Annotated in this window: 25 protein-coding genes and 2 pseudogenes; 14 read left to right on the plus strand and 13 right to left on the minus strand. The window is 68.3% G+C overall.

The features are described 5' to 3' along the window. Nucleotides 1-217: 217 nt before the first annotated feature. Both ACH4K4_RS37020 and ACH4K4_RS37025 read right to left on the minus strand, forming a co-directional pair. Nucleotides 218-658, minus strand: a complete 441-nt coding sequence (locus ACH4K4_RS37020; RefSeq protein ID WP_398174178.1) for a hypothetical protein — start codon at nt 656-658, stop codon at nt 218-220. Between the two features lie 760 nt (nt 659-1,418). Then, the gene (locus tag ACH4K4_RS37025) at nt 1,419-1,991 is read right to left on the minus strand and encodes a hypothetical protein (RefSeq protein ID WP_398174181.1); all 573 of its coding nucleotides are present in this window, start codon (nt 1,989-1,991) and stop codon (nt 1,419-1,421) included. Nucleotides 1,992-3,514: 1,523 nt separating this feature from the next. Here ACH4K4_RS37025 and ACH4K4_RS37030 point away from each other — a divergent pair. The 6 genes from ACH4K4_RS37030 (at nt 3,515) to ACH4K4_RS37055 (ending at nt 8,657) form a co-directional block, all read left to right on the plus strand. Next, on the plus strand, nt 3,515-4,507 hold the full coding sequence (locus ACH4K4_RS37030; protein WP_398174184.1) for a D-cysteine desulfhydrase family protein: 993 nt from the start codon (nt 3,515-3,517) through the stop codon (nt 4,505-4,507). 290 nt (nt 4,508-4,797) lie between these two features. Beyond that, a complete protein-coding gene (locus tag ACH4K4_RS37035) occupies nt 4,798-5,199 on the plus strand; it encodes a hypothetical protein (protein WP_398174187.1) in 402 nt (133 codons plus the stop codon). Between the two features lie 491 nt (nt 5,200-5,690). Next, a complete protein-coding gene (locus ACH4K4_RS37040; RefSeq protein WP_398174190.1) occupies nt 5,691-5,936 on the plus strand; it encodes a hypothetical protein in 246 nt (81 codons plus the stop codon). A 555-nt stretch (nt 5,937-6,491) separates the two neighbouring features. After that, on the plus strand, nt 6,492-7,592 hold the full coding sequence (locus ACH4K4_RS37045; protein WP_398174193.1) for an alpha/beta hydrolase: 1,101 nt from the start codon (nt 6,492-6,494) through the stop codon (nt 7,590-7,592). A gap of 184 nt (nt 7,593-7,776) precedes the next feature. Further along, nucleotides 7,777-8,397, plus strand: a complete 621-nt coding sequence (locus ACH4K4_RS37050; protein ID WP_398174196.1) for a hypothetical protein — start codon at nt 7,777-7,779, stop codon at nt 8,395-8,397. Further along, nucleotides 8,379-8,657, plus strand: a complete 279-nt coding sequence (locus ACH4K4_RS37055; RefSeq protein WP_398174199.1) for a PaaX family transcriptional regulator C-terminal domain-containing protein — start codon at nt 8,379-8,381, stop codon at nt 8,655-8,657. The genes ACH4K4_RS37050 and ACH4K4_RS37055 overlap by 19 nt, the downstream gene beginning before the upstream one ends. On the opposite strand, the gene ACH4K4_RS37060 is transcribed toward ACH4K4_RS37055, so the two are convergent. Continuing rightward, complete coding sequence (locus ACH4K4_RS37060) at nt 8,626-8,949, minus strand: DUF6191 domain-containing protein (RefSeq protein WP_398174202.1); 324 nt, start codon at nt 8,947-8,949, stop codon at nt 8,626-8,628. The genes ACH4K4_RS37055 and ACH4K4_RS37060 overlap by 32 nt on opposite strands. Before the next feature lie 1,005 nt (nt 8,950-9,954). Between ACH4K4_RS37060 and ACH4K4_RS37065 the strand changes: the two genes are divergently transcribed. Further along, nucleotides 9,955-10,737 (plus strand): GAF and ANTAR domain-containing protein, encoded by a 783-nt coding sequence (locus ACH4K4_RS37065; RefSeq protein WP_398174205.1) that lies wholly within the window; start codon nt 9,955-9,957, stop codon nt 10,735-10,737. A gap of 109 nt (nt 10,738-10,846) precedes the next feature. Here ACH4K4_RS37065 and ACH4K4_RS37070 read toward each other — a convergent pair whose 3' ends face one another. The 3 genes from ACH4K4_RS37070 to ACH4K4_RS37080 form a co-directional block, all read right to left on the minus strand. Continuing rightward, the gene (locus tag ACH4K4_RS37070; protein ID WP_398174208.1) at nt 10,847-11,539 is read right to left on the minus strand and encodes a GAF and ANTAR domain-containing protein; all 693 of its coding nucleotides are present in this window, start codon (nt 11,537-11,539) and stop codon (nt 10,847-10,849) included. A gap of 124 nt (nt 11,540-11,663) precedes the next feature. Continuing rightward, entirely contained in the window at nt 11,664-12,392 is a 729-nt protein-coding gene (locus ACH4K4_RS37075) for a GAF and ANTAR domain-containing protein (RefSeq protein WP_398174211.1), read from the minus strand. After that, the gene (locus ACH4K4_RS37080; protein WP_398174214.1) at nt 12,389-13,132 is read right to left on the minus strand and encodes an ANTAR domain-containing protein; all 744 of its coding nucleotides are present in this window, start codon (nt 13,130-13,132) and stop codon (nt 12,389-12,391) included. The genes ACH4K4_RS37075 and ACH4K4_RS37080 overlap by 4 nt, the downstream gene beginning before the upstream one ends. A 385-nt stretch (nt 13,133-13,517) precedes the next feature. Between ACH4K4_RS37080 and ACH4K4_RS37085 the strand changes: the two genes are divergently transcribed. Then, nucleotides 13,518-14,261, plus strand: coding sequence for an ANTAR domain-containing protein (locus tag ACH4K4_RS37085; RefSeq protein WP_398174217.1), 744 nt, complete (start codon nt 13,518-13,520; stop codon nt 14,259-14,261). A 164-nt stretch (nt 14,262-14,425) separates the two neighbouring features. Here the strand turns inward: ACH4K4_RS37085 and ACH4K4_RS37090 are convergent, their stop codons facing one another. After that, nucleotides 14,426-14,710, minus strand: coding sequence for an STAS domain-containing protein (locus ACH4K4_RS37090; RefSeq protein WP_398174220.1), 285 nt, complete (start codon nt 14,708-14,710; stop codon nt 14,426-14,428). 546 nt (nt 14,711-15,256) lie between these two features. Between ACH4K4_RS37090 and ACH4K4_RS37095 the strand changes: the two genes are divergently transcribed. After that, nucleotides 15,257-16,021 carry a hypothetical protein gene (locus ACH4K4_RS37095; protein WP_398174224.1) on the plus strand — a complete coding sequence of 255 codons (765 nt, stop codon included), beginning with the start codon at nt 15,257-15,259 and terminating at the stop codon, nt 16,019-16,021. Here ACH4K4_RS37095 and ACH4K4_RS37100 read toward each other — a convergent pair. Both ACH4K4_RS37100 and ACH4K4_RS37105 read right to left on the minus strand, forming a co-directional pair. Next, nucleotides 16,018-16,383: a helix-turn-helix domain-containing protein gene (locus ACH4K4_RS37100; protein WP_398174227.1), complete on the minus strand. Its 366-nt coding sequence runs from the start codon at nt 16,381-16,383 to the stop codon at nt 16,018-16,020. The genes ACH4K4_RS37095 and ACH4K4_RS37100 overlap by 4 nt on opposite strands. A gap of 348 nt (nt 16,384-16,731) precedes the next feature. Then, nucleotides 16,732-16,899: pseudogene (locus ACH4K4_RS37105) on the minus strand (transposase family protein); the annotation flags it as partial. A 533-nt stretch (nt 16,900-17,432) separates the two neighbouring features. Here ACH4K4_RS37105 and ACH4K4_RS37110 point away from each other — a divergent pair. Further along, nucleotides 17,433-17,978: an EF-hand domain-containing protein gene (locus ACH4K4_RS37110; RefSeq protein WP_398174230.1), complete on the plus strand. Its 546-nt coding sequence runs from the start codon at nt 17,433-17,435 to the stop codon at nt 17,976-17,978. Nucleotides 17,979-18,186: 208 nt separating this feature from the next. Here the strand turns inward: ACH4K4_RS37110 and ACH4K4_RS37115 are convergent, their stop codons facing one another. Continuing rightward, on the minus strand, nt 18,187-18,684 hold the full coding sequence (locus ACH4K4_RS37115) for an Lrp/AsnC family transcriptional regulator (protein WP_398174233.1): 498 nt from the start codon (nt 18,682-18,684) through the stop codon (nt 18,187-18,189). Nucleotides 18,685-18,757: 73 nt separating this feature from the next. On the opposite strand from ACH4K4_RS37115, the gene ACH4K4_RS37120 reads away from it, so the two are divergent. From ACH4K4_RS37120 to ACH4K4_RS37135, 4 genes and pseudogenes are all read left to right on the plus strand, one after another. Beyond that, a complete protein-coding gene (locus ACH4K4_RS37120; RefSeq protein WP_398174236.1) occupies nt 18,758-19,717 on the plus strand; it encodes a DMT family transporter in 960 nt (319 codons plus the stop codon). A gap of 129 nt (nt 19,718-19,846) precedes the next feature. Further along, nucleotides 19,847-20,608: a hypothetical protein gene (locus tag ACH4K4_RS37125; RefSeq protein ID WP_398174239.1), complete on the plus strand. Its 762-nt coding sequence runs from the start codon at nt 19,847-19,849 to the stop codon at nt 20,606-20,608. 14 nt (nt 20,609-20,622) lie between these two features. Then, the gene (locus tag ACH4K4_RS37130) at nt 20,623-20,973 is read left to right on the plus strand and encodes a CU044_2847 family protein (protein WP_398174242.1); all 351 of its coding nucleotides are present in this window, start codon (nt 20,623-20,625) and stop codon (nt 20,971-20,973) included. A gap of 7 nt (nt 20,974-20,980) precedes the next feature. Beyond that, a pseudogene (locus tag ACH4K4_RS37135) lies at nt 20,981-23,026 on the plus strand (CHAT domain-containing protein); the annotation flags it as partial. Here the strand turns inward: ACH4K4_RS37135 and ACH4K4_RS37140 are convergent. The 3 genes from ACH4K4_RS37140 to ACH4K4_RS37150 are packed head-to-tail and all read right to left on the minus strand — an operon-like array spanning nt 22,973 to nt 25,742. Beyond that, a complete protein-coding gene (locus tag ACH4K4_RS37140; protein WP_398174245.1) occupies nt 22,973-24,361 on the minus strand; it encodes a beta-ketoacyl-[acyl-carrier-protein] synthase family protein in 1,389 nt (462 codons plus the stop codon). The pseudogene ACH4K4_RS37135 and the gene ACH4K4_RS37140 sit on opposite strands and share 54 nt — an antisense overlap. After that, nucleotides 24,358-24,618 (minus strand): acyl carrier protein, encoded by a 261-nt coding sequence (locus ACH4K4_RS37145; protein ID WP_398174248.1) that lies wholly within the window; start codon nt 24,616-24,618, stop codon nt 24,358-24,360. The genes ACH4K4_RS37140 and ACH4K4_RS37145 overlap by 4 nt, the downstream gene beginning before the upstream one ends. Continuing rightward, a complete protein-coding gene (locus ACH4K4_RS37150) occupies nt 24,588-25,742 on the minus strand; it encodes an SDR family oxidoreductase (RefSeq protein ID WP_398174251.1) in 1,155 nt (384 codons plus the stop codon). Before ACH4K4_RS37150 ends, ACH4K4_RS37145 begins: the two co-directional genes overlap by 31 nt. Nucleotides 25,743-25,760 lie beyond the last annotated feature (18 nt).

Genomic DNA, 25,760 nt, shown 5'->3' on the forward strand with positions numbered 1-25,760 from the left:
CCCGGGTGGTACGGGCGGGATCACCGGCCCAAATCGTCTCGGTGTTCCCCGGGGCCCATCCGGCGGCCAGCCGGCCTGCACCCCCCAAATGGCGGGCGCCCGGCCGTATCGGCCGCGAATCGGAGGACGCTCTGCCTGCGTGGTCAAGACGGCCTGTTTCCGGGCCGTCGGACCCTGCAAGCGCCGCGAACCGCCGACTTGAGAGGGGCGCGGCCCCTCAGGAAACCTTGGCGAACACGGTGCGCAGTCCGGCGCCCCTGGTGACGAACGCGGCACCGACGAGGGCCAGAGCGGACACGCCCTGCATCACGGCGTACCACGCCGGGCAGAGGCCGGGGATCAGGTCGACGGCGATGATCGCGATCGGCAGGATGATGGTGAGGGTGCTCAGGCGCTCGTACCCCCGCCGCGAGCCCCGCGAAGCGCTGACGGCGATCCGGTGGATCAGCACGGAGACCGCCAGCAGGAGAGCCGACCGGACCCACATGAATGTGGTCACCGACTGGCCGCTGAACGCCATCACGGCAACGGTGCCGAGGACGATGGCGCTGATGACGCCGTAGAGCACGACGCACTTCTTCACAGTCTCGAAGGCTTGCTGGGCCTGCGGGGCGTTGAGCTGCGCTTCCTCGACCGGGGCCTCTTTGGTGTTTGCCATGACTTTCTTCCTCCGTGTTGTTGTGGTGTAGACGTTACGGAGCGCGCGGCCGGCGCGGTATGGGCCTGGGCGTACGGGTGGGTGGGTCCAGCCCCACCTCCTTCGACCTCGGGGTATCGCTGTACGTGACCAGGTTGGTCACTGGTGGTGATCGAAAATGCGTTGCGCAGGCCGGCCGGCAGGGAAGACGTACGGCGGCCGTGACGGGGCAAGCCGCCAGACCCTTCGTGGGGGACTGGCGGGGCCTGCCGGTGTCTGGCGGGGCCTGCCGGTGTCTGGCGGACGGTGTCGACCGGCCTCCGGCAGGACAAGGGCACGAGTAGCGGCATCGGCCTTGCTGCTCACCGTGCTGCCGCCGCATCATCTCCGGGATCCAGACGGGCACGAACGGAGACGTGCCCGGGAATTGCCTGGTGCCAGGCAGCCTTGTTCAGCCACATGTACGTAGGTCCGGGAGGGCGATCGTCGCCGGGTAGGCACGTACGTGGAATCAGTTTCTCCGTCCAAGGCGCTGCAGGAACTCTGCAACGGCGTCGAGAAGCGCCGGCGGATACGAAGGGCAGCTCGCCTCGTACCGGGCGGCCGCGGAATTGAACGCCTGAGCACGTGAGCTGACAGCCACCTGCTCATCATCGTTCCCGGAAGGAGCCGGCCCGCTACCGGGCCGAGCTGGTCGAGCGGATCGCGCTGCCGCACGTCGGCCGGCTGGCCGGGGGCTTCGGGAACTGCTGCGCCAGGGGAGGCACCTGCCAGGTCACGATCACAGGTGCCGCGCAGCCGGGTCCTCGTCAGGCGGGCCCTTCCTCGGAGCGGCGGAGGGCGAGGCGCCACTGGACGAAGGAGTGCCGGAGGGCTGCGGGACGAACTCCATGTTCCGTCTCTCCATCGCCTGCCGCCGGCGGTCCCAGGAGTAGACCGTGCGCAGGTCATACCCGGCTGTCGTGGTGGGCTCCCGCACGATGACATCCCGGCCCGTCAGCTCCACCGACAACGGCTGCGCGAAGGCGTCCATGATCTGGGTCACTACCTCGTCCTTGATCGTGAAGGCGCGCACGATCAAGAAGTTCGAGTCCTCGATGCCGACGAGCAGTTCGTCCTTCTCGTCACCGTTCAGATCCCGGTACAGGGGTCTTCGTAGCGGGCACCGCTTCGTATCCCGGCCGATCTCGTCGCCGGCGCATTGGCTGATCTTTCTGCCCATGTCACGGAAGAGCACGCCGCCGTCGTCGCTGCCGTCCTCGGCGATCTGGGCCTTGATGACATCGAGTGGAGACAGCCTGTGGATATCACCGGACGGCACCCGGGGCACCGTCTTCAGCGGCCTGGCCGTCATGGGGCCCAGCCCTCTCTCAGGCGCGGGCCGCGGCGCAGGCGGCCGCTCGGGCCACAACTGCGCCGGGGGCAAGGCGACCGCCGCGTGTCCGGCGGACCGAGGCTCCCCGGTCCCTGCGCACCCGCTCAGCAGCGGGGCGGACACCGCGACTGCCGCGGTTGCGACCACGAGCCCTGACAGCGCCGCCCGAACGGGCCCGGAGGCAGGCGGAAGGCGGAGAGAAAACAACATCATTTCCCATCGGTGCGGACGGTCGCGCTACGCAGGAGAAGCACCCAGGGCATGCGGCCCACGTCAACGTAATGCTGTCTGTCCTGTATTGCGACACTCCGGCGGTCGTGTAACGAGAGCCCATAAGAAGACGTTGCGCGACGGCGACCACGCAATGTGATCAGCTCAGGCCGGTGACCTGCGCTCTGTGCACGATGTCCATCGCGGCAGGGGGCTCATCGCCCGGCTGCACGCTCCCTGGGGCATCCGGTTCGCTGCGCCGGGCCGGCCGGACGCGAAGCCGCGTAAGCGGCCGGTGCGGATATGGAGTACCCGACCACGATCGAGTCGCGAGCTCTTAACGGCTGGAACATGTCCTGAACGGAGTGGCAGGCAGGCAGCGCGCTGTAATCCGGTGCCCGAATCCGGTGCCTGCGCGCCTTGCCGAGGGGGAAGGCCTCCGGGCTGAATCTAATAGTGGCTCTTATAAGCGTTCGCTACGCTCTACGACTGTTGGCCGGGGCACCCATGTCCGGCTGATACAGGGCTTGTTGTGCTCACACACCTGGGCAGACTCCCGGCCCTTCTCCCGCGTCTCACAAGGGCGGAATCAGGTGTTGCGGAAGCGACTGCCTTCAAGCGAGTCAACCGGCATGTGCGCAAGCGGAGGACGACGTTTGGCACCAGGAGAGGGGGACGTCCCGCGCATCGGCCCCCGTTTCTGCCTCTGCCATCATCGTGCTGGCAGGCGCCCTACCGGCGGATCTGCCGCTGCTGTTGGCAGGTGAGAACGGTCCGGCTCTGCTCTTGAAGCTGTGTCCTGGCTGACACGAGTGCTGGCGGTGAGGCAGGTATTGCCTCAAGAGGCTCTCGCGTAATGCCGTCTGATCTCTTTGCGGTCTCTTTGCGGCCAACCAAGAGTCATCAGAAACGGCCTAGCGTCAGCCCTTGTTTCACCTCCGTACTACCGTCACCGGTTGGTATGGCGCCGGCATCCGCCGCAGGCCGGCAGCCCCATCACCGGGACGGCGGTCTGTCGCCGCCGTTGTCCCGCATCGTCGCGAAGGAGTACTCGTCCATGCCGACACTTGAACAAACGCTTACAACGCAGTCAAAGTCTTCCGGGGCCTGAGCTGCCGAAAACAAAAGAGATACCGTCACTGCTCGGAGCCGAGTTCCCGAGTAACAAGAAGGAGGATCTGCAAGGCCACCGCAATGCTCGTATGGCATCGGCTTTATCTCGACATAGTCCGAACCGCCTCGGACGCGAAAGACCTGCCGACCCCGTCGGCACTCCACCTCCTGGAGGCCCCATGCCCGTAGCGCGCACCGGCTTCGTGCCGTTCGCCACCCCTGTGGAACCACTGGACGGACTCGGCGAGCGGCTCGGCCTACGCCGTGGTTCTTTGTGGGTCAAGCGAGATGACCTCACGGGCCTGTCCGGCGGCGGCAACAAGGCACGCAAGCTGGAGCATCTGTGCGCCCGTGTGGCCTCTCAAGGCTGGCGGACGCTCGTGGCTACGGGGGGTCCGCAGAGCAATCTGGCCCGCTCCGTCGCAGCGGCGGCGGCTCGCCTGGGCCTCGACTGCCACTTGATACTCGCCGGCGAACCGCCCGCTCGCCCCAGCGGCAACCTCATCCTGGACGACCTGTTGGGGGCCACGGTCGAGTGGACCGGCCGCCCCTTGTCTCTGGACGCTGCCGAACAGGCAGTTCGCGCAGCCGCCGCGCGACTCACCGCGGAAGGCAAGCCCGCCTACCCCATACCCTTCGGCGGCAGTTCCCCGCTGGGCTGCCAGGGCTACCTGCATGCCGCCCGCGAAATGCGGCAACAACTCCCCGACGTTCAACTCGTCGTCACCGCCACCGGCTCCGGCGGCACTCAAGCCGGCCTCGCCGCCGGCCTGGGCTCTCACGACCACGTCCTGGGAATCCGCGTCACTCCCTTCCCGGACCTCGCGGGCCGCGTTCGTGACCTCGCCGACGCGACCGCGCAGACGGCTGGTACGCCCGCCCCACGGGGCCGCGTACAGCTTGACGACAGTCAACTCGGCGAGGGCTACGGCATTCCCACTGATGCATGCCTGGAAGCCATCAGATACACCGCTCGGCACACCGGGCTCATCCTTGATCCCACCTACACAGGTAAGGCCATGGCCGGACTCATCGCAGCCGTGCACGAGGGACGCATCACTTCGGAAATGACAACAGTCTTCTTGCACACCGGCGGGCTTCCTGGCCTATTCGGCGCACTCTACAGCCCCCACTGGAAGGTGCCAGGGGCCGCCGGGCCGGCGCCGTCCTGACACGGTCACAGGGCTCCGACGGAATTCCAGTGGGCTTCACGACTCTCGCCGTCCAGAGGTAATCCAAGCGCCTGGAGGCCGGATTCGGATCGCGTGAGCTCCCGACTGGCCAACGGCGCGCCGAAGGCGCGAGCCAACGCAGAATCTTGTGTCATTGATTTTGATAATCGAGTGCACCGACATGAGGGATTTTGCGTCTTAACCACTAACTGCGGCCGAGTAAAGGCCGCAACTGATGGATAGGAGACGTTATGCGACAGAGAATGAGGCGCGCTGCGCGGATAGTCGCGGTGGCGGGTATCGCGTCGGCCGGCCTGGCCGCTGCAGGTCCGGCCTTCGCCAAGGGCGGCATCTGGGTCAGCGCAGCGCCGCACTCGGTACGCGTCGGGCAAACCATCCACGTCAACGCAGCAGGACACTATGGCGATGGCGTTGAGGTCGAGAAGTACCAGTACCAGAGGGCCTGCATCCAGCAGCGCCTGACCCCGAGCGGCCCCTGGCACACCGTGAAGTGCGGCAAGGTGATCAACCACGCCAGCTGGGAGGTCGGGGTCAAGGCCGACGCCAACGTCAAGGCGCTGCGACACGGAACCGTTCAATTCCGGGGCGTCCTGTACGGGGCGGAAAGCCCGCACGTCAAGCACCCCGCTCCGGTGACGACTTCGGAGGTCGCGACCGTGCGCGTACGCTGACGGCACGTCACGTACTTACCGTGGGTGGCCGAAATGGCCGCCCACGGGCCGTTTGCGCAGCACGCACACCCCCGAGGCCGTCCGGCGCGCGAAAGGCTTGCACGCCGCCAGTCCTGACGTCGCGACTCCAGCCAATGGGCGAACAACGGCGCGTACCCCATATGCGGTTCTGTTGCGTCGTCGAACAGCCGGCTCTGGTTGCCATGCCAGTCTTTCCAGGAGGAGGACGGACAGACCACGACGTGGCATCGGCGACGACGATCCGGACACGGGAGGCGACACCCTCGACGTCCGGCTTGTCACGCCAAATGAGCTACATGTCGCGCGATTGCCCCAAGTCCCAGAGAGGTAGTGAGGACGGCTAAATGGCGCAGGCATAAATGACGGAGCCGGGACAGGAGCCCAACCTTGAAAGGTCCGCTTCTCGGGCCGAACGCTTGCGGAACTGGTGGCGCCCCGAAGGGATGTGGCGTCGCGGCATCGTGCTCGCGGTGCTCGCCGTACTGCTCGGCCTACTCCTGTCTATGTATGCCCGGGTTCCGAACACCGTGGGAAACCTGGGCAGTGTGCTGGATACCTTCCTGCCGTGGCTGGGGATGGGCGCCCCGGTGCTACTCACCTTGGCGGTGCTGCGTCGCTCGGCAACCGCGCTGGTTGCGCTGGTCTTGCCGGTCTTCGCTTGGGTGAGTCTCTTCACCCCGGCCACCTACTTCCGGGTCGAGAAGTCCGTGACGTAAGCAGACCGTCGACCGATACCCCTCACCCGGCAGCTGACACCTGCGTCACAGGAACCTGCCGGGTGATCCGGGTACGGGCACGACTCTTCTGACCTCGCTCTCCAAGGTCCCCGTATCAAGGTGTGGAGAGTGGGACTGGGCGCCGGTCCGTAATACGCCCGGGAGCAGCGAGACGTCCGCCCCCAGGCGCGGCGCTTACTCCGTTTGATCCCGTGGGCGAGCACCAGGGCGGGATGCCGACGACTATGGAGGGGACCGCGGCCAGGGTGCTTATGGTGCCCGGCAGGGCTTCCGCCGGCGCATGCAGCCAGCTGTGCCACCCAAGGCGGCACTATTTCCGGGCGGGGCCGCGTTGCCGGCGTGGCGGATGCCACGCAACCGTCCCGGACTTTTCGCCATCTAGCTTGGCAGACATTACTTGCCCGTCGCCCCGGTCGAGAGAGTGCGCGAGTGTGCGTCGCGACCTTTGGACTGTTGCGCCCTGTACGACGGTGTATCAGGGCCCGGGGCAGCACCTGCGGCCTGGCTGACCGGCCGCCCGTAAGAAAGCGCCACATGGGTCTCACCAGCAAAACAGTGCTGCTCCTGGCCGTCCTTTTCGCGGTAGCACTCTTCGCCCTCACCATCTGGCTATGGCCTCGCCTGTCCAAGCGCAACTGGCGTGCGGTCCTCGGCCGCGCCGGCTTGCTGCTGGCGACCCAGCTGTCGATCTTCGCGTTGGTCGGCCTTCTCGCGAACAATGCGCACCTTTTCTTCGGCTCCTGGGGGGAACTGCTCGGCGAAAAGCAGGATTCCGTGAGCACCGGCCCGAACGGCGCCAAGGTGAAGCTGCTCGGCATCGAGCGCTCGGGACTGCCCGGCGGTTCCAATCCCCAGACCGCCGGCCGGATCGAGAAGGTCGTGCTCAAGGGCGAGAAATCCAAGATCAACAGCCAGGCGTTCGTGTATCTGCCGCCGGAGTACTTCCAGCCGGAGTACGCGAAGAAGCGCTTCCCGGCGTCCGTGGTGCTGACCGGCTACCCGGGCATCGCACAGAACCTCTACAAGAAGTTGCACTTCCCGCAGAGCCAGCACGACCTGGTCCGTAAGAACAAGGCGCAGCCGACCATACTGGTGATGATGAGCCCGGCCGTCGTGCCGGGGCGGGACACGGAGTGCGTGGACGTCCCGAACGGCCCGCAGACCGAGACGTTCTTCACCCAGGACGTACGCCACGACATAGCCAGCCACTACCGGGTGGGCACCGACGCCAGGAATTGGGGCGTCATAGGGGACTCCACGGGCGGCTACTGCGCACTGAAGATGCCCATGCGCCACCCGAAGACGTTCTCCACCGGCGCGGCCCTCTCCGCCGATTACAAGGCCCCCCGCGACGCCAAGACCGGCGAGCTGTTCGGTGGCGACAAGCAGCTGGAGCGGGAGAACGACCTGCTGTGGCGGCAGAAAAACCTGCCCGCGGCACCGGTGAACCTCCTGGTCACCTCCAGCAAACAGGGCGAGCCGAATTACCCGGACACGCTGAAGTTCATCCAGCAGACCAAGTCCCCTGGCCACATAGCGTCGATCATCCTCGACAGCGGCGGCCACAGCTTCAACACCTGGCGCCGTGAGATACTCGCCGCCTTGGAGTGGATGAGCGGCCACCTCAAGGCATAGCCCCCGCCGCACAAATCCCCTCGGAGCTCGTAACGCGATCATGGTCGGGTTTTCTTGAGGCGCCTCCAGCAGGGGAGGCTGCAGGCGGGGTGAGACGAGGGCGGCGTGCAGGGCGGGGCGTCTTCCCCCAGCGGGTGGCCGGCTGCCGCGCCATTCCCACCCGTATGCTCGCCATTCCCACCGTATGCTCGTCCACGCCCTGATCCGCGATGACGGCACGGTCGAGGCGGACGAGCTCTGTACCGTGGCCGCCGCCCTCGGCATGAGCGACCAGCAGGTACGGCTGTGCGTCAAGCGCCTCGTCGCCGAGGGCCGGTTCACCCACGAAGGCCGCGGCCGCAGAGCACTGCTGCATGCCACCGAGGACACCAGACACGCTCTGGCCCCCAACGCGGACTTCCTGCGGCACGCATTCCGTCAGGACGCCGGACTCGCCCCCTGGGACGGCGTCTGGCACCTGGCAGCCTTCGCCGTGCCCGAATCGGCACGCACGGCCCGCGACACCCTGCGCGAGACCCTCCTCCACCTCGGCGGCGCCCCGCTCCAAGGCGGACTGTACGTCTGCGCCAACGCTTGGGAACCGTACGTCGAGAACGCCGCCCACCGCCTCGATGCCCACGGCGCGCTCGCCCTCCTCACCACGACAGACCTGCGCAGAGGCGACACCGGGGACCCTGCCGAACTCGCCCGGCGCCTGTGGCCCCTGGCGGAGATCGCCGACCGCTACCACCGCCTCAGCCGCCTCGCCGGCCCCGCCTCACCCGGCTCACCGACGGCCCCGGCCTCTTGCCGTCCGCGCTCCTGACCATCGCGGTCGAGCTGGCCGCCGAACTCACCCGCGCCATGGAACCCGATCCGCTGCTGCCGCCCCAGCTCCTGCCCCAGCCCTGGCCCGGTACACAGGCCCGTGATCTCATCGCCCGGTGCTGGGCAGCGCTGCACGAACGCGACCACGGCGAAACCCGCCCCGTCGTCCTCTTTCGCTTCTATTCCGATATCACCCGGGAAGCAGTCGGCCGCACCGCGCAGCCCCTCATCTGCCCCCGGCCCCCGGCATACGGATGATTGCCCTCCCTCGCTCCAGGTCCACCGCTGTCCGGTTCGGCGGTGCCCCGTCCTCTTCGTCGTCCCGCATCAGCAGGGCTGATTGCCGTTCCTTGAGTTCGTTCTGCTTACCGGGCGAGAAGCTCGCATGCAGCTGCTCGAACCCGGTCGCGGATATCTGCCCCTGCCGGACGCTGTTGCGCCACGGCAGCAGTCCGGCCCGCCCGGCACGGAGAAGCAGCTGATCTGCGAAGGCCACGACAGTCAGCAAGATGACCAGTCCGGGCAAGGTCATGAAAACGACGAATTCCATGCCCCCAGTATCCGAGCCCCAGGGTGGTTCCGGCAGGGCCATCGGTAGGGTCAACTACGGTGCCGGTGCAGGCCAGTTCAGGGGTTTGCGGAAGACCAACTGGTTGGTTCGGTCTTCGGGTGACTCCTCACCTGTGATCGTTTAAAGCATGACCCGGCCCACCTGGAATGGACGTTCACGGCGGTATCTAGATCCTCGGGAACGTGCTCGGCGAGCACGGACTGTTGTAGCTGCTCGTCGGGGTCCTGGACGGAAGCCGGCGCCGGTGGCCTTCCGGCCGTGCATGGTCGTGTCGTTCAGCCCTACGTTGAGGATCGTGTCCATCATCCCCGGCATGGAGTAGCGGCCTCCCGAGCGTACGGACAGCAGCAGCGGATCGTCCCGCCTGGCCGAGGCGGCGTCCCGTACGCCGCTCCAGCCGCTGGAGTGCGAGGACGACCTGCCGGGCCAGGTCCTGTGGCAGCTCACCCGCTGTCAGGAGCGCTCGTTACGCCTCGATGGTGACGGTGAGCCAGGGAGCTGGCGACGTGCCGGAAGCGCCAGGGGAAGGGGTGCATGGGATCCGCCCGCCTCGACGGAGGTGCGGTCGGCGTCGGCCCCAACCGTACGGGCCGACCACGGCACGGGCCGACCACGACTCATGCCGAATCGGTCGTTCACTTGGGCACTCATGGCGCGGCAGCCCGCCATGCGGTCGTCATCCGCGTCAACGGCAACGGGTCTCCTGGTCATCACGGCATCGCCCCGTGCCCCCGCCGACAGGACGTCTGGTCCGCTGGGAGCGGGGGAGGAGGGAAAGTCGCCGCGTCCCTCCGAGCGCTGTTGCCGATCGAACTCCAGTCACCTGCGGAAGGCGTGGGGTGAAAGACGTCGTGTGGCTGGTTCGCGCTGCTGCCGGAGAGTAGCGTGACGGTAGGCCAGTCCGTGGTTCGGCTGGTATTCCACCCGGACCCCGTAGCGTGCTTCCGGCCCCGGTTGCTGGCGTCGTCCCGACCGGAGGCCGCCATGCCCAGCTCGTCTTTTCCCTCGCCGGATGTGCCCTCGTCGAACGGGTCGCCCCGGCTGCCGCGTGAGGCGCGGATCACCGCCGCGCTGATCGACCTGGCCGACACCCTGGTCGACGACTTCGATCCTGCGGAGTTCCTCTACCGCGTCGCCGAACACTGCATGGATCTGCTCGACATCGGTGACGCCGGCGTGATGCTCGCCCTGCCCGGCGGGCCGCTGCGCCTGGTCGCGGCCTCCTCCGAGCGCGTCCGCGTGGTCGAACTCTTCGAACTCGACGCCAGCGAAGGCCCCTGCTGCACCGCCTTCGACCAAGCCGTCCCCGTCGACCACACCCTCAACGCGGCACCGTCACCGCGCTGGCCGCGCTTCAGCACCCGCGCCCACAGCGCCGGTTACACCTCTGTCCACGCCACCCCGATCCGGCTGCGCGGCGACACCATCGGCGTGCTCAACCTCTTCCGCCGCATCCCCGGTTGCCTGCTGGAAGCCGACCGGCACCTGGCCCGGGCCCTGGCGGACGCCACCGCCATCTCCCTGCTCCAGCAGACCACCCTCGACCAGCACCGCACCGTCCGTGCCCAGCTCGAAAAAGCCCTGGACACCCGCACCATCATTGAACAGGCCAAAGGCTTCCTGGCCGCCCGCCACGAAAGCGACCCCGACACCGCCTTCCACCACATGCGCGCCCACGCCCGCCACCACCACCTGCGCCTGGTCGACCTCGCCCGCGACATCGTCGACGGCACCACCACCCTCCCCCCCCTCATCCCCGGACACTGACGGGGCTTCCGCCCCGTCCTGACTGGATGCCGGGCATTGGCCCGGGCCACATCAGACCGGGCGGCCCGAGTCGGTCACGGCTTGGCTTGGGACCGGGCGCGTCGGTGTTCTAGTGGAGGCGGTGGTGGTCGAGGACGTGTTGGGCGGTGTGGAGGAGGGGTTGGTTGTGGCGGAAGGAGTGGGCGCGCAGGCGGGCGAGGGCGTCGTCAGGGGTGAGGTCATATTTGGCGGCGAGGACGCCGGCGGCCATGTGAACGGTGGGCGGGTAGCCCTGGGGGCCGCGCTGGGCTGGGCGGGGCTGGGCGTTAAGGAGGTGGGGATGTTCGTCCAGGGCGAGCAAGGCGAGGATGCGGGCGTAAGCGGCGGCCCGGGTCTTCTGTTCCGGGGTGAAGGGGACGGGCTCTTGGCGGTAGAGGTCCATGGCACCGACGGGGAGACTGCCGATGGTCAGGGGCAGGGCCAGGACACTGCGAGCGCCGTGTTCGCAGGCGATGGGGGTGTAGGCGGGCCAGCGGGCGGCCGTGTGGTGCAGGTCGGCTGCTTCGGTGGGTTCGCGGTGGGTGTAGGCGTCGGTGCACGGGCCTTCCCCGGTGACCAGCTGGGCGTCTTCGACCGCCCTGGCGCGTTCGTCGGTGGCCGCGGCCAGCAGCCGCAGTTCCCCGGCGACGACCAGGGTGGCGCCGGCGAAGTCGGCGTCCAGGTCGCCGGCGCAGGCCCGGCAGGCGGTGGTGAGCGTGAAGCCGTCGGTGAACACGGCGGTACTGATGCGCTGCCACGCCGCGGCGTGGTGGTCGTGATCCACGAGGTGTCCCTTGAGCGGGGTACGTGCCGGGCAGGTGGCGGGAGGGACACGTCCTTCCGCCGGGGTCTGGGGCGGGGACCGGCCGTACGGATACGGGCCGGGGCGTGCGGTCGGCGTTGCCTGGTCAGGGGCGTGGGATGGCGTCGGTGTCGAGTGTGCCGTCGATGAGCTGCCGGCACAGCCCGGTAAGGGGCAGTTGGTGGGTGCGGGCGTAGCGGCGCAGGGTGCCAAAGGCGTTGTCCAGGGTGGTGTTCCAGCGTTCGGCGAGGATGCCCTTGGCCTGCTCGATGACGATGCGGCTGGACAGGGCGGACCGCAGCTGGGCCCGCTCGACGTTGCCGAACATGATGGTGCGCTGCTGCAGGATGGCGATGGTCGCCACATCTGCCAGCGCCTGCCCGACCCGGGCGTCGGCTGCGCTGAGACTCTGCTCACGGGTGTCGAAGAGGTTCAGGGCGCCCACGACCTGCTGACGCAGCCGCATGGGCAGGGCGTGGGTGGTGGCGAAGCCGGTCCGGCGGGCACGCTCGGCGAACATCGGGAACGCGGCAGTCTGCACGGGAGAGACGAGACTGATGTTGAGGCGTGCGGTGCCGCTGCGGTGGCACTCCACACAGGGGCCCTGGTCGGTCTGCAGGGCGAAGAGTTCCAGCAGGCGGGTGTGCTCGTCGGAGGCGGCGATCAACTGGAGCCTGCCCTCGGGGTCGGTGATCATGACACCCACGGCCGTCACGTCCAGCAACTCGTTGCAGCGGTCGCACAACTGGTGCAGGAAGTCGATCAGGTCGAAGTCGTCGACCAGCGTGTCCACGGCATCGACCATGGCCGCCAGCAGTAGTTCCTCACGTGTCATGGCCCGTCAATCCCTTCGCCGGCGGCAGTGTCCGGCCCGTTCTCATCATCTCGGAAGCTCAGCCGCCGGGCCACCACGTCCTCGGCAACCTTTGTCACCGAGCGTCCGTGGCGGAAGGCGTGGGCCCGCAGCCGCAGCAGGGCCTGGGCCAGCGAGACCCCGGCCTGCACGCTGACCATGCCACTGGCCTGGTGGACGGCGGCCCGGTAGAACTCCGATTTTCCTTCCCCGGCGGCGAACGCGTCCTGCTGCGGGCCGCCCTCCAGCAGCACGGCGGTCAGCGCGTCGGCCACCAGCCACGCGTCGGTCATCGTGGCGTCAGGCAGCGGGCCGGGAGCTGCGCGCTGCAGGGTCAGGGTGCCCAGACAGGCGGAACCGACGGACAGTGGGAAGCAGAAGACCGCCCCGATGCCCAGCGTCGCGATCTCGGGCAGCAGCGCGGGCCACCGGCCGGCCGGCACCTGCGCCAGATCCGGCACCAGCACCGGCGAACAGCAGGCACTCACCTGCGGCCCCGGTCCTTGGCCCAGCGTGAACTGCAAGTCTTCCAGCCGCGCGCTCGCACCGTCGGAGTACCACACCACCTCGCTCAGGCCGCTCTCCGTCGTCACCGAGGCGGCGATGCCGTCCACCTCCAGAGCTTGAGCGCACCGGACCGGATCGGCGCCGACCAGGCCCGCATCGGTGGAGGAGGGGTGCAGGTCCTCCAGCACAGCGGCCAGATCATGGTCAGCACTCACGCTCCACACCTCCCGGCACAGCCACCCTCCTGCTCGAAAGAGCGGCCCCTGCGGTACGGGAACGGACTCCCGACGGTCTCAGTCTAGGGAGCTGCGGCGGCCCGTGTGCGCCACGCGGCAGAGGCTGGGAAGAGAGCGGATCGGAACCTGTACGCGGAGCCCGGCCGGGCGAAGAAACTGCTGCCGGATGCGCGCGGGCCCTGTGGAGCGCCGCAGCGAGGCGTAGGGTGAAGATACGGCTGCCCGCAGGTGACGACCTCGTCCACCCAGGCTGACATTGGCTTCCGATCGGGGCAGCGTCGGCGGTGAATGCCGGAGATCGGAACACCCCGATGCCCACGCACCGCAGGGCCGCGAACCTGCCCCTTTCAGCACCGAGCTTCCGGTGACGGCCCCGCGGCCGGCAGCCGTCGCCCTCGCCTCCCGCTTCGTGGGCCAGGCCCACCCGGCCCGGCACATCGGCGAAGCATGCCGGATGGCGCTGCGCGGCGAGTATTCGGTGGGGCTCACCCTGGCGGCGGACGCCGCCCTGGCCCAACGGGTCTCACTGTGCGCCGCCGGCCCGCTGGCCGCCAGGGGCGAATCCTTGCAGATCAACCTCGGAGAAGGCCCCTGCGTGCAGGCCCTGCGCCAGCGTACGCAGGTATGCGCCGATACCCTCGATGATCCCGGTACCACACGGAACTGGCCCGTCTATGCCCAGCAGGCCAAGACCCACGGTATCCGCGCGGTCTTCGCCCTGCCCGTCCTCAACGGCACCGACCCTGCACAGCAGGCCGGACTCATCCTTACGCTCTACCGCGACCGGCCCGGCCCGATCTGCGAGGCGGACCTGCGCACCGCCCAGGACCACACGGACGCCGCCGACCTCTTGCTCCTGACGGCTCCCGAGCCCACCGAGGACGACCTCGCCCACGCCTGGCTCCTGCCCACCGAAGCCGTCGTCCACCAGGCCATCGGCATGATCAGCTACCGCCACACCCTCACCACCGGTCAAGCCCTGGCCCTGCTGCGTGCCCACGCCTACACCCAGGACATCGACCTGACCGCCCTCGCCCACGGCATCGTCCACGAGCACCTCACCCTCCCCGACACCTCTGAGCCGCCCTCAGAACCGCCACCGGACTGAGGGCCTCGAAGCCGACCCGAACGGATTCGGCGACGTGGATGTCTTCCATGAGGGATGTGTTTGCCTCAGAGCCATCACCCATCGGCTCCAGTCCTTCGCTGTTGTGGACGTTCGCCGCAGAGACCGCCTCACCACATAGGACAACGTCTTAACCGACGCTGTCTCTAAGGAAGCGCTAACCCGAGTGGCAGAGCGGGGAAACGCCGGACCAGACTGGTCAGGCGCAGAAGCCGGCCAGTGGTGTGCTGGTGATAGGCCAGGCGCAGCCTGCCACCGGCGGCTTCGCTGCGGGATGGGGCGGTTTCGAGTTTGGTGAGGGCGCTGTTGCCGATGAAGGTCACGCCAGCCAGGTCGGCAATGAGGTGGACCGCAGGTGCTGCATCGTTTCCTCGGAGAAGGCCGCGCAGAGCCGGTGCCGTCGGCACATCGAGTTTGCCGGTTGGGCGCATCGAACGACAGTTCTCTCACGGTACGGACGTGCGAATGCTCAAGTGGGCCAACATCGCGCAGGGAAAGGGGGAACCGCCGACATGTGTTCTGCCGTCGGCGGGACGCACCTTACGGACCGCACTGGGGCCGCCGCGCGCGAGTAGCGTCAATGCGCGGGCCAGCAGGGCGAATTGCATAAACTCGTCACGAATAAACGGTTCCGCACGGGCCGAAGCGGAAAACACGGTGAGCCGATTACCGATGGTCACAGCAGTACGAATCCCGGTTCCGCAGACCACCGCTGATCTTTAGCGGTCCATTCGGCGCGACACGGAAATGGCGCGATAAGGCCCGTCGGCTCCCGGCGTACGACAGACAGGTACACGCGCTACCTATCCCAATGGGAGCATCTTTCTAACATTGCGGAGCGGGCCGATACAGGCTGGCTGTGACTGCCGGTTCTGTTGCATGCCCGCTGCTGGGCGGCGGCGGGTTCACCATGGGGGGAAGATGTGACAGGTACAGAGTGGTGGCTTCCGGTAGCTGCCTGCGCGGTCGTGACGTGGGTGGCGTTGCTGATCCGCTTCCGTGGGGAGGGCCGAATACTGGCGACGGCGGCGTCACGGGGTCGCTTCGTCATCTTCGTCGTCTGGACGGCATCCGTGGCCGGGCTGGCCAGCACCCTGCTCGTTCCGTACGCCTCGAACGTGCCTCCTGCGATCGTCGGAGCGGCCGCCGGCATAGCGGTCGTCTTCCGCACCGGACAGGCCAAGCAACCCTCCGACATCGTCCTGAAGGTTCTCACCTTGTACAACTCGGTGCTGCTGGAGCGCCTGGCCGAGCAGGTGAAGAGTGATGAGGCCGACTGGAGCCTGCGTCTGGCCGAAGGGTTCTGCGAGAGCTTCGAACTCGAAGGCTTCATCGACGACGTCAAGAGCTATCTGTTGCAGCGGACCGAGATTCCCGGGAGGACCAAACAGCGCACCAGCGCGATGAAGCGGTCGATCACCGCTACACACCAGCAGGCTCAGACCGCCGTACGAGCGTGGGCCACGCAGGAACGCAACGCGCAGAAACTCAATTCGCCCGCAAGCGGGGACGCCATCTCGGCGGAGAGGAAGGTCCGCAACGCCCGGGCCCGTGCCGAGCAGCATTGCTGCTTCCTTCTCGGGATCGCATACAAATTCGGCAATCGTGCAGCCGATCGGAAGATCGAAGCCCTCAAGGGAAAGCAGTCTCACCATGGCGTGCGCCACGGCCTCGATTCGGCGCGCAGCCGTCGGTCTTCCTCTGCGATGCCCCGTGTTCGCCCCCGCTTTCGCAGACGCTAGCGAGGAGCGGGAACGTACGGCCGGACCGGGCCCTCCGGGGCGTGCTGCTCGGCGGAACCCGACTGGGCTGCTCGCGGCGGATCGTAGAACTGGACCTCGACGCGGGCGCTCAGCGCCTCGGCGATGTTCGCTAGGGAGTGCAGCGTCAGATTTTCGTCTCCCGACAAGATCTGGCTGACCCTCCCTGGGGACACCCCCATGCACTTGGCGAGGTCCCTGCGGCTCATGTTGCGCTCGGCAAGCAGGCCCGCGAGTGAGGCTGTGACTTGGCGAGCGAGTAACGTGCCTGCGGATATATCTGTCCAGGCCATTGCAACCCCCAGTCGCGAAGGCGCCCGGGCGGACGCCTTCGTTAAGAGCATCCCACGTTTAGGCTTAGCTAAAAGCCCCTTTGGGGCAAAAAATCGTCGAGCCGTCGCACGCGTGTCTGGTATATCGTTCCGTGACCAGCAAAGATGAATCAGTGTCGCGATTCGGCCATATTCCGTCGGCAAGTTGTAGCCTCCTCAGCCTCGAAGGCCACCTTGTCATCATTACTGTGTACTGCATCCTTGAGGCGCACGACCCTGAGGCTGCTCGCCAGTGCAACCGTCGAACTACGAGACGGTGAGTACTCCGACACGGTGGCAGTCGTGGAGGATCTTGCAGGTCTTCATGCGGGCGAAGGCGTGCCCGGCGTGGGCGCGGACCTGTTGGCGGGGCTTGTCGTGCACGATGAGTACGGTGCCCTGGGCAAACCGTCGCGGGGCTGGAGCGCGAGCGTCGGCCCGAGGCGGTCGATGATGCGGCCCGTTGCCGACTGGGAGACGCTGAACAGCGGGGCGAACTGCCGCAACGTCAGGATTCGTGCGCCTGTGCGCCGCGACCAGCACGGCCCGGTACGCCGACGTAGACGATGACCCGGGCGATCAGTGCGAGCGAGAGCACCGACAACGTAGCGAAGATCAGGTGCCGGCCCAGCAGGGTTCCGGCGTAACTGCCCAGCGGTGTGCCCACCGAGAGGGCCGGCGGGGCGCCGACCATCGCGACGGCGACCCTTTGCCTGCTACCGGGCTCGGCACGATGGCACGCGCATAGCTGGCGATCATTTCTCACAGCAGGCCGGAGAACGCGCCCGCGCGACGGGTATCCCCTCGGCCAGCTTCTACGCGGCCTTCGGCTCGAAGGAGGCACTGTACGAGGAGGCCGTGCGGGGCGATGTCGCGGGCCGCGTGCGGCGAGCCATCGTGACGGGGGATCTCTCAGAATCCGAACGCGGCGATCACCTGTCGGGACGGCCCGTAGGCACAGCATGGTGGCTGGGGCGGGCAACTGGACACGCTTGCCCGGTTTCAGTCGATTATGCGCTGGTTTCCCTTTGGATGGGTATCTTGACGGTTGCGAAGCAACGGAAGCCGCCGGGAGGAAACACATGCCCACCCCAGGGTCCGACTCACCACAGCACCGCATCTTCGCGATGCTGGACGTGGACGGTGATGGCGTCATTACCTACGCGGAATACCTCGAACGGGTCGACCGCGTGGCCTTGGCCATGGGGCGTGCCGCTGATCAACCGGTGGTCGCCAGTGCTCGGGCTGCCCACGATGCGGTTTTCGCAGACATGGACGCCGACCACGATGGCCGCGTGACCTTCGAGGAATACCGCACATGGGTCGGACATGAATCGTTCGAACGCTTCTGCCGGCGCGCGCTGGGTTCTCTGTTCGACATCGCCGACACCGACGCCGACGGGTGCCTTGACCGCGACGAGTTCACCCGGATGCGCACAGCGGCGGGCAACGGAGAAGCCGACGCCGGTACGGCTTTCGACGCCCTCGACGCCGACTGCGACGGACTGATCGACCGTGACACCTACCTCGCGGGCATCCGCGACTTCGTCATCACCGGCAGTTCCCCGATGGCCGCGGCATACGGCACCGGCCGACCGGAAGCCACCTCCGAGCCGGTACGGAACTGAGCAGCTGCGAGGCAGTGGGTGCACTGCTTGGATGGCCCGGGCCTGATCGACGTCTCCCCCTACACCATCGTCGCAGTCGTCATGGCGGCTGCGGCCCAGTCGACCATGAGCATGTGGTCGGTGACACGGCGCACAACGACGTCGGCGTATCGCCCGCGGCCTTCGGTGCTTGAAGGCGGGATCGTCGACTCTGCGACCTCCCACACTGTTACCGGTGCCGGCGGCTGCGCCGGATCGGTTCGGTGGCGGTGGCCGGTTCGATGACGCGTGGCTGGACGTGTTCGTACGCCATGGTCGTCTGTACGTCGGCCACCTCCCGCCGTTCGGTGAGCCGGTCGATGACGAAGGCGTACACGCCGTTCACGTCCGGTACCGCGATGTGCAGGAGAAAGTCGTAGGAGCCGGAGGTGACAAACATGGCGATCACCTCCGGCAGTCGCTGCGCCCATTCCCTGAAGCCCTCGATGACGGGCCGGGCGGGGGGACGGATCCGTACCGAGATGAGCGCCTGCACGGGCCGCCCGACGGCCTCCAGGTCCAGCGCGGCGTGATAGCCGGTGATCAGGCCCCGCTCCCGTAGCAGCCGCACCCGCTCCAGCGACGTCGACGGCGAGACGCCCGTCTTCGCGGCCAGGTCCCGGTTCGTCTGCCGTGCATCGTTCTGCAACTCCCGCAAGAGAGCCCTGTCTATCGCATCAAGTTCCATGCTTTTGCCTCCGTGGTGCATGAAGTGCGCTGAACTGCATTACGTGGCACATCAATGCCTAGCCTATGGCGCCATGAGGCATCAAAAACACGGTTTCTGCGGCGGTTCTGGACTGATTCTGGGCGCCATGCTGCTGTGGGGCACCGTCGGCCCGGCACAGGCCCTGGCCGGCACCCCCTTGGCCCCGGCCGCTCTCGGTGGCTGGCGGCTGCTCGTCGGCGGTGTGGTGCTGGGCATTCTCGCCCGCCGTCATCTGCCTGCCCTGGTCCCGGCGTTGCGGCGGGGACTGGCCCGCCCCCTCCTCATCTGCGCCGCCGCCACGGGGACTTACCAGGCGGCCTTCCTCTGTTCCACCGCGCGCACCGGCGCGGCATTGGCCACCACCGTCGCTTTGGGGACCGCGCCCGTCGCCACCGGACTCATCGCCCGCGCCTTGGGCGGGGAACGGCTCACCCGGACCTGGCTGGTCTCCACTGCCGCCGCCGTGACCGGCTGCGCCCTGCTGATGGCGCCCACCGGGACCGGGGCCGACGCCCTCGGACTGCTGGCGGGTACGGCCTCGGGTGTCTGCTTCGGTCTGTACACCGTGTTCGCGAAGAAGTTGGCCACCGACCACCCGCATGCGCACCTGCCGACGGTGTCTGCCCTGTCCCTGCTGCTCGGTGCCGTACCGCTGGTGCCGTGGATGGTCACCGACGCCCGCGCTCTCGGAGATCCTGCCGCGTTGGGCCTCGTCTCCTGGTTGGGTCTGGCCGCCACTGCCCTGCCGTACTGGCTGTTCTCCACCGGCATCGCCTCCACCAGTTCGGCGGCCGTGGGCACGCTCTGCCTCGCCGAACCCCTCGCGGCATCCTTCCTCGGTGTCTTCATCCTGCACGAGCACCTCACCGCGACCGCCGTCCTCGGCAGCCTGCTCATGTTGGGCGGCCTCGCCGCGGCCTGCCTGCCCGCGCTCCGCCCTCGGTCCCCCACGCCACCCGCCGAGCCGTCCGCCACAACACCTCGCGCGCCTCAAGCGGAGCATCACGCGTGACATGACAAGCGGTAATCGAAGAGGGTGCGCTTACGTACGTGGAAATACGCCTTCCGGGAAACTCCCGCGCGTCGTGCGGAATCGCTAGGGTTGGGCGATACTTCATCGGCTCAGCTTTCGGGGGACGACATGCCGATGTCCATCAAAGTTGTCATTTTCGCTTTAGGTGGCCTGATGATATTGGCCGCCCTCCTGGGGAGCGGATTCTCCGTCCGGGAGATCTCCTTTCCGAGAATCAGCCCGGCGATACGGGCCGCGACCGTTGTGCTCGGCATCGGCCTCGTCATCACCAGCGTCATCCTCTTGGCCACGGAGTCCAAAACGCCTGTCGCGCAGCCGCAGCCGCAGCCGTCACCTTCGGCCGGCTCCCCGTCGTCAGCCGCTCCGACCACTCCGTCACCGGACACCACCCCGCCGTCCACCGACGCGCCCACGCCGACACGGGGCTCGGAGGCGGCGGCCAACGAGTTGCTGACGCACGTTCCCGCGGCGGTGCGCGGAGGGTGCCTTGCCATCGACGCCTCGGACCTGCCCGACGCGGCGACCGCCGGCCTGCGGTGCTCAGGCAACGACGGGTTCAATACCGACTACTGGCAATTCTCCGATTCCGGCAGCATGCAGAGTGAGTACGCGAAAGCCCTCAAGGGTTACGAGTTCACCGGAAAGTCGTGTGCGAGTTCGTCCGACCTCAATGGGCAGAGCGAATTCACGGACGGCGGCGAGACCGCCGGGTCCATGTCGTGCTTCCTGGACAGTGACGGTTACGCGAACATCATGTGGACGTACGACGAGCTGGCCATCGTCTCGCTGACCTATTCTCCCGAGGCGGACTACGGAGCGCTCAGGCAGTGGTGGGCGCAGGCCGGACCGGTCTCCGGTTCCGCGGTGTAAAGGGGTATGAGCTCGTGAAAGTGCTGGAAATACCGCTGGAGCCGGGTGGCAGCGTGGCGGTCGAGTGCGTCGATACGCCCTACGGGGACGTGGTGACGCGCGGCATGTCCGTACAAGCGGCGGCCGAGCGGGCCCAGCAGACCTTCGAAGCCTCTCTGGACGCGATCCGCACCGTCGCCGATACGGTCGTCGCCCAGCTGAACGGACTGCGTGCGCGGCCGGACAGCGCGACCGTGGAATTCGGTGTCGCGCTGACCGCCAAAGCGGGAGCGGTCGTGACGGCAGGAGCCGCCACCCACCTCCAAGTGACCCTCACCTGGCAGGCGGTGGGCGGCAGCCCGGACGCCGCGACAGGGCGCGGGTAGCGCCGGCATGCGAGACACCAGCGACTTCGTCCTGGAGATCAGTGGCCAAGCCGGGCGCTACAGGGTGGACGTGTCCTCCCGCGCCGGCGAGGGCAGTGTGCCGGTGGACCTCGACGCCCAGGCGATCAGCTCCCGCCTTGAGGAGCTGCAGGCCGTGGTGCTCGCTTCGTCGGCGACGCCCCGTGCGGTCGCGCTGGGCCTGGAGCGCCCGGTACGGGACGTGGGCGCCCACTTGTTCGAAACCATCTTCCCTGGCCAGATCCGCGGCCTGTACCTGTCGAGCCGGCAACGCGCCGTGGAGAACGACGAGATGCACCGGCTGGTGCTGCGCATCCGCGCCCCCGAACTCGCCGTCCTGCCGTGGGAACTGCTCAACAACGCCGAACTGGGCGGCTACCTCTGTATGCGCGAACCGGTCGTCCGCTACGTCGACATGCCGGAACCCGTGGTGGCGTTGCCCGTCGATCCGCCGTTGCACGTCCTCGGCGTGATTTCTCTTCCGGGAAACCGCGCGGCACTGGACGCGGACAGTGAACGGGCGGGGCTGGAGATCGCGCTGCGCCCGCTGATACGCAAAGGGCTGGTCCGACTGGACTGGGTGGACGGGCAGACCGCCGAAGACCTCTCCCGACGGCTCCTGGAAGGCTGTCACGTCCTGCATTTCATCGGTCACGGGGCCTACGATCCGGCGCGCCAGGAAGGCATGATCGCGCTGGCCGACGGCAACGGCCACGAGCACCTGCTGCACGCGACCGCCCTGTCCGACCTGATCAGCCTGGCCCGGCCGAAACCGCAGCTCATCGTGCTCAACAGCTGCCAAAGCGGCATGGGCAACTCCGACGACCTGTTCTCCAGCACGGCGGCGGTCCTGGTGCGCAACGTGCCCGCCGTTGTCGCCATGCAGTTCGCCATCACCGACAAGGCCGCCCTGCGGTTCGCCGCCTCCTTCTACGAAGCGCTCACGTTCGGCAGGCCGGTCGACGAGGCTGTGCGCGTCGGGCGTGTGGCCCTCGTGGTGGGCAAGGACGACAGTCTCGAATGGGCGACTCCCGTGCTGTACCTCCGCGGAGGCAACACCCACCTCTTCGACATTTCCGCCTCTGTGACCGAGGACGTCCTCTCCGCTTCCGAGGCGACAGGCGCGACAGGCACAGGCAGCAAGGAGAACGCCTCCACCGGTACGGCTCGTTTCGTGTCCGGGGCCTTGCCGCCCAAACCCGATTTCTCCCCTCACGCGACAGGCCGTCCCACCGCGCCCGCTCGGGTGATCCGTACAGGCCAGTGGGTCCATTCGGTGGCCTTCCACCCCGACGGCAGGCGGCTGGTCACCGGTTCACGCAAATGGGTACGCGTCTGGGACGCGCAGACGGGAAACCGCATCTGGGAACAAGCGATCGGCTGGGTCTCCACCGTGTTCGCGACGGCGTTCAGTGCCGACGGGTACCGTCTGGCCACCGGCGGTGCCGACAACTCCGCGCGCGTATGGGCCTCCTCCGACGGTGAGCAGCTCTTGTGCGTCCGTCACGACCACGTCGTCTTCGGGGTCGACTTCAGTCCGGACGGCCGGTACCTGGCCACCGCCTCCGCCGACCGGACCGTACGCCTGTGGGACGTCACCGGCGGGGAACCGCTGCTGAGCATTCCCCACGACCAGGTGGTCCGTGACGTGGCTTTCAGTCCGGACGGCTGGTGCCTGGCCAGCGCCTCCTCCGACCGTTCCGCGCGAGTGTGGTCCACCAACGGCGCGCTGCTGACGCGTATGCGGCACCCTCACGCGGTCCGTGCCGTGGCCTTCGCTCCCGACGGCAACACCCTGGCGACCGCCGGCGAGGACGGCACGGCCCGCCTGTGGAACACGCGTACCGGTCACCAACTGCTGCTGATCCGGCACGGCGGTGCCGTCAAGAACATCACCTTCAGCCCGGACGGCAAGTGGGTCGCCACCGCGAGTGCGGACCGCACCGCGGGAATCTGGAGCGTGGCCGACGGGAGCCGGGTCCTACGGGTCCAGCACGACCACGTGGTCTTCGGCATCGCCTTCAGCCCGGACGGCCAGTGGCTCGCCAGCTGCGGGGAGGACAAGCTCGTCAAGCTGACGCCGGTTCCCCTCACCGCTCTCCCGCACGGCAACGGAGGTGCCGGCACGGCCATGGAATGACGGCGCATCCGTGTCCGTGAGCACGACGACGGCGTTGTGGCCGCCGAACCCGAACGAGTTGCTGACGGCTGCGGACAGGGGCAGGCTCCGCGGTGCGCGGCGGACGACGTCCAGGTCGATGGCCGGGTCCGGGCACTCCAGGTTGGCAGTGGGCGGGATGAGGCCGTGTTGCAGGCTGAGGACGGTGCAGGCCGCCTCGATGGCGCCGGTCGCTCCCAGGGAGTGGCCGAGGGTGCCTTTCAGGGACGTGACGGGAGGCACGCGGGAGAAGACCTCGTGGAGCGCGCGGGATTCCGTCAGGTCGTTCTCGCGGGTGGCGGTGCCGTGGGCGTTGACGAAGCCGATGTCCTGGGGGGACAGGCCGGCGTCGTCGAGTGCGGTGCGCAGGGCCTGGACGGCGCCCCGGCCCTGGGGGTGGGGGATGGCGATGTGGTGGGCGTCGCAGGAAGCTCCGTAGCCGGCGAGACGGGCCCGAGGGGCGGCGCGTCTGGCGCGGGCGTGGGCCGCGCGTTCGAGGACCATGAGGCCGGCGCCCTCGCCCAGGACGAAGCCGTCCCGGTCCCGGTCGAAGGGCCGCGATGCGGCCGCGGGGGCGTGGCAGCGGCGCGAAAGGGCTCTCATCTGGGAGAAGCAAACGGCGGGAATGCGCGTGCAGTTGGCCTCGGCGCCTCCGGCGATGGCGATGTCACAGCTGCCTGCGCGCAGCAGATCGCGCGCGATGCCCAGGGCGGTCGTTCCCGACGCGCACGCCGTGGAGACCGCCAGGCTCGGGCCGTGCGTCCGCAGGTCCAGGGCGACTTCCCCCGCGGTCATGCTCGATACGCTGCGGACGATCAGGAGCGGTGAGACGTATGCGAGCCGGCCTTCGGCGAGTTTGGCGAACTCGCTCTCGTACCGGTCGAAACTGCAGGATCCGATGCCGATGACCACCGCCACCCGCGCCGGGTCCCAGGCGCCGCCCGCCAGGCCCGCGTCCGTGACGGCCTCCCGGGCGGCGACGAGGGCCAGCTTCGTCACCCGGTCGAGACGCAGGTCCAGACGGCGGCCCAGAAGAGCGGCGGCGTCGAAGCCGGGCACCCGGCAGGAGATGTCGACGGGCAGGCCGGCCAGCTGCGGATCGGTGGCGGCCGTCGACTCCGCCACGAGGAGACGCTCCCACGTCGCCTGTGTGCCGACACCGGCGGGCGTGACCAGGCCCAGCCCGGTGATCACGATGTCGTCGGGCGTCATGGGAGCTTACGAGCCATGTCCGGCGTGAGCCGGGCGGCCATCGCCTCGGCCGTCTGGGCCAGGGTGTGGTCGGCTGTGAGATCGTCCAGGCTGCACCCGGTCTCCTCCGCGACGGTGACCGCGAGTTCCGCCAGGGCGAGGGAGTCGAGCCCGAGTTCGTAGAACGTGGCCTCCGGCCGCAGCTCGTCTTCCGGCAGGTCGAAGGTGCTGGACAGGGTGGCGGTGATCAGCTGGTATGCCGCAGGTCGGTCTGACATGGTGCCTCCTGGTGCGGTGGGTGCGGTGGGTGGACGGCAGTCGCCGGACGAAGGGCCTGGCACAGGTAGGCCATGTCCAGGCCGGGTGGCGGGGGTACGGCCGGTGAGAGGGCCCGGCGCAGCAGGGTCCGGTCGTAGCGGCGGTGCACCCGGCTGTACGCGGTGATGCCTCCGGTGATGTCGGCCAGGGCACGCTGGGCCGGCCCCAGATGTGTGCAGGCGGGATCGAGACGTACGTCCAGGCGGGGCCACAGTTGCCGGGCGGCGGTCAGGACCCACTGCACGGGAGTGTCCTGGGGGTGGGTGAGGTGGAAGGTGTCGGTGTACGTAAGCGGGGCGCGGCCGAGCAGCCGGCTCATCACCTCGGCGGCGTGCTCGACCGGCAGCAGGTTCACGGTGGCATCCGGGCGGCCGGGGAAGCGGAGGGGGCCCGGTGCCGCGCTGACCGTGGGCCAGAACGTCTGGCTGCGGCTCAGCAGGGACAGGCGCGATCCGATCTCGGAGAGCGGGTGGCGGGGAGCGGCGGGAGGGCGGCAGCGGGAGGTGACCAGGACGGCGGGGCGCAGGACGGTGACCGGCCGGTCGTGGCGGTGCGCCCAGGCGCGGACGAACTCCTCGGCCAGGTACTTGGTCTGCTCGTACGGTGTCAGGAAGCCGTGCCGGTCGCTGAAGTCGGTCTCCTTGACCAGCCCTTCGAGCCGCCCGCCGGCGACGAAGGCGGTGCTGATGTGCACCACGCGCCCCCGCGCACCGGAACGGTGCAGGAAGTCCAGAAGGTGGCGGGTGCCGTCGACATTGACCGGGTGGAGCGACCGGAGGTCCGCGGCCAGGTCGATCAGTGCGGCGCTGTGCCACCATTCGTCGACCGTCGCGGCCAGTTCCCGGCGGTCCGGTGTGCTCAGGCCCAGTCCGGGCCGGGCCAGGTCCACGGTGCGCAGCCGGACGCGGCGCTCCCGGTCCGCGGGCAGCGGGGCGCCGGTGGCGTCGAGGGCGCGCCACAGGCGGTGCCGCCCGGAAGGCCCGTCGTCACGGACGAGCGCGACGACGTCGGCGCCCCGGGCCAGGAAGCGGGCCACCAGGTGGGAGCCGAGGAAACCGGTGGCGCCGGTCAGGGCGATGAGCATACGCCGGTCCCTTCGTGT

This window comes from Streptomyces sp. NPDC017529, assembly GCF_044329785.1.
Taxonomy (GTDB): domain Bacteria; phylum Actinomycetota; class Actinomycetes; order Streptomycetales; family Streptomycetaceae; genus Streptomyces.

Excerpts from the sequence above, each read along its gene's own strand:
- ACH4K4_RS37060 (WP_398174202.1), bottom strand. The coding sequence starts at position 8,949 with ATGGAATTCGTCGTTTTCATGACCTTGCCCGGACTGGTCATCTTGCTG.
- ACH4K4_RS37090 (WP_398174220.1), bottom strand. The coding sequence starts at position 14,710 with ATGCGCCCAACCGGCAAACTCGATGTGCCGACGGCACCGGCTCTGCGC.
- ACH4K4_RS37110 (WP_398174230.1), top strand. The coding sequence starts at position 17,433 with ATGCCCACCCCAGGGTCCGACTCACCACAGCACCGCATCTTCGCGATG.
- ACH4K4_RS37075 (WP_398174211.1), bottom strand. The coding sequence starts at position 12,392 with ATGACACGTGAGGAACTACTGCTGGCGGCCATGGTCGATGCCGTGGAC.
- ACH4K4_RS37050 (WP_398174196.1), top strand. The coding sequence starts at position 7,777 with ATGCTCGTCCACGCCCTGATCCGCGATGACGGCACGGTCGAGGCGGAC.
- ACH4K4_RS37020 (WP_398174178.1), bottom strand. The coding sequence starts at position 658 with ATGGCAAACACCAAAGAGGCCCCGGTCGAGGAAGCGCAGCTCAACGCC.
- ACH4K4_RS37045 (WP_398174193.1), top strand. The coding sequence starts at position 6,492 with ATGGGTCTCACCAGCAAAACAGTGCTGCTCCTGGCCGTCCTTTTCGCG.
- ACH4K4_RS37100 (WP_398174227.1), bottom strand. The coding sequence starts at position 16,383 with ATGCTCTTAACGAAGGCGTCCGCCCGGGCGCCTTCGCGACTGGGGGTT.
- ACH4K4_RS37120 (WP_398174236.1), top strand. The coding sequence starts at position 18,758 with ATGAGGCATCAAAAACACGGTTTCTGCGGCGGTTCTGGACTGATTCTG.
- ACH4K4_RS37030 (WP_398174184.1), top strand. The coding sequence starts at position 3,515 with ATGCCCGTAGCGCGCACCGGCTTCGTGCCGTTCGCCACCCCTGTGGAA.
- ACH4K4_RS37125 (WP_398174239.1), top strand. The coding sequence starts at position 19,847 with ATGCCGATGTCCATCAAAGTTGTCATTTTCGCTTTAGGTGGCCTGATG.
- ACH4K4_RS37065 (WP_398174205.1), top strand. The coding sequence starts at position 9,955 with ATGCCCAGCTCGTCTTTTCCCTCGCCGGATGTGCCCTCGTCGAACGGG.
- ACH4K4_RS37145 (WP_398174248.1), bottom strand. The coding sequence starts at position 24,618 with ATGTCAGACCGACCTGCGGCATACCAGCTGATCACCGCCACCCTGTCC.
- ACH4K4_RS37140 (WP_398174245.1), bottom strand. The coding sequence starts at position 24,361 with ATGACGCCCGACGACATCGTGATCACCGGGCTGGGCCTGGTCACGCCC.
- ACH4K4_RS37115 (WP_398174233.1), bottom strand. The coding sequence starts at position 18,684 with ATGGAACTTGATGCGATAGACAGGGCTCTCTTGCGGGAGTTGCAGAAC.
- ACH4K4_RS37025 (WP_398174181.1), bottom strand. The coding sequence starts at position 1,991 with ATGACGGCCAGGCCGCTGAAGACGGTGCCCCGGGTGCCGTCCGGTGAT.
- ACH4K4_RS37150 (WP_398174251.1), bottom strand. The coding sequence starts at position 25,742 with ATGCTCATCGCCCTGACCGGCGCCACCGGTTTCCTCGGCTCCCACCTG.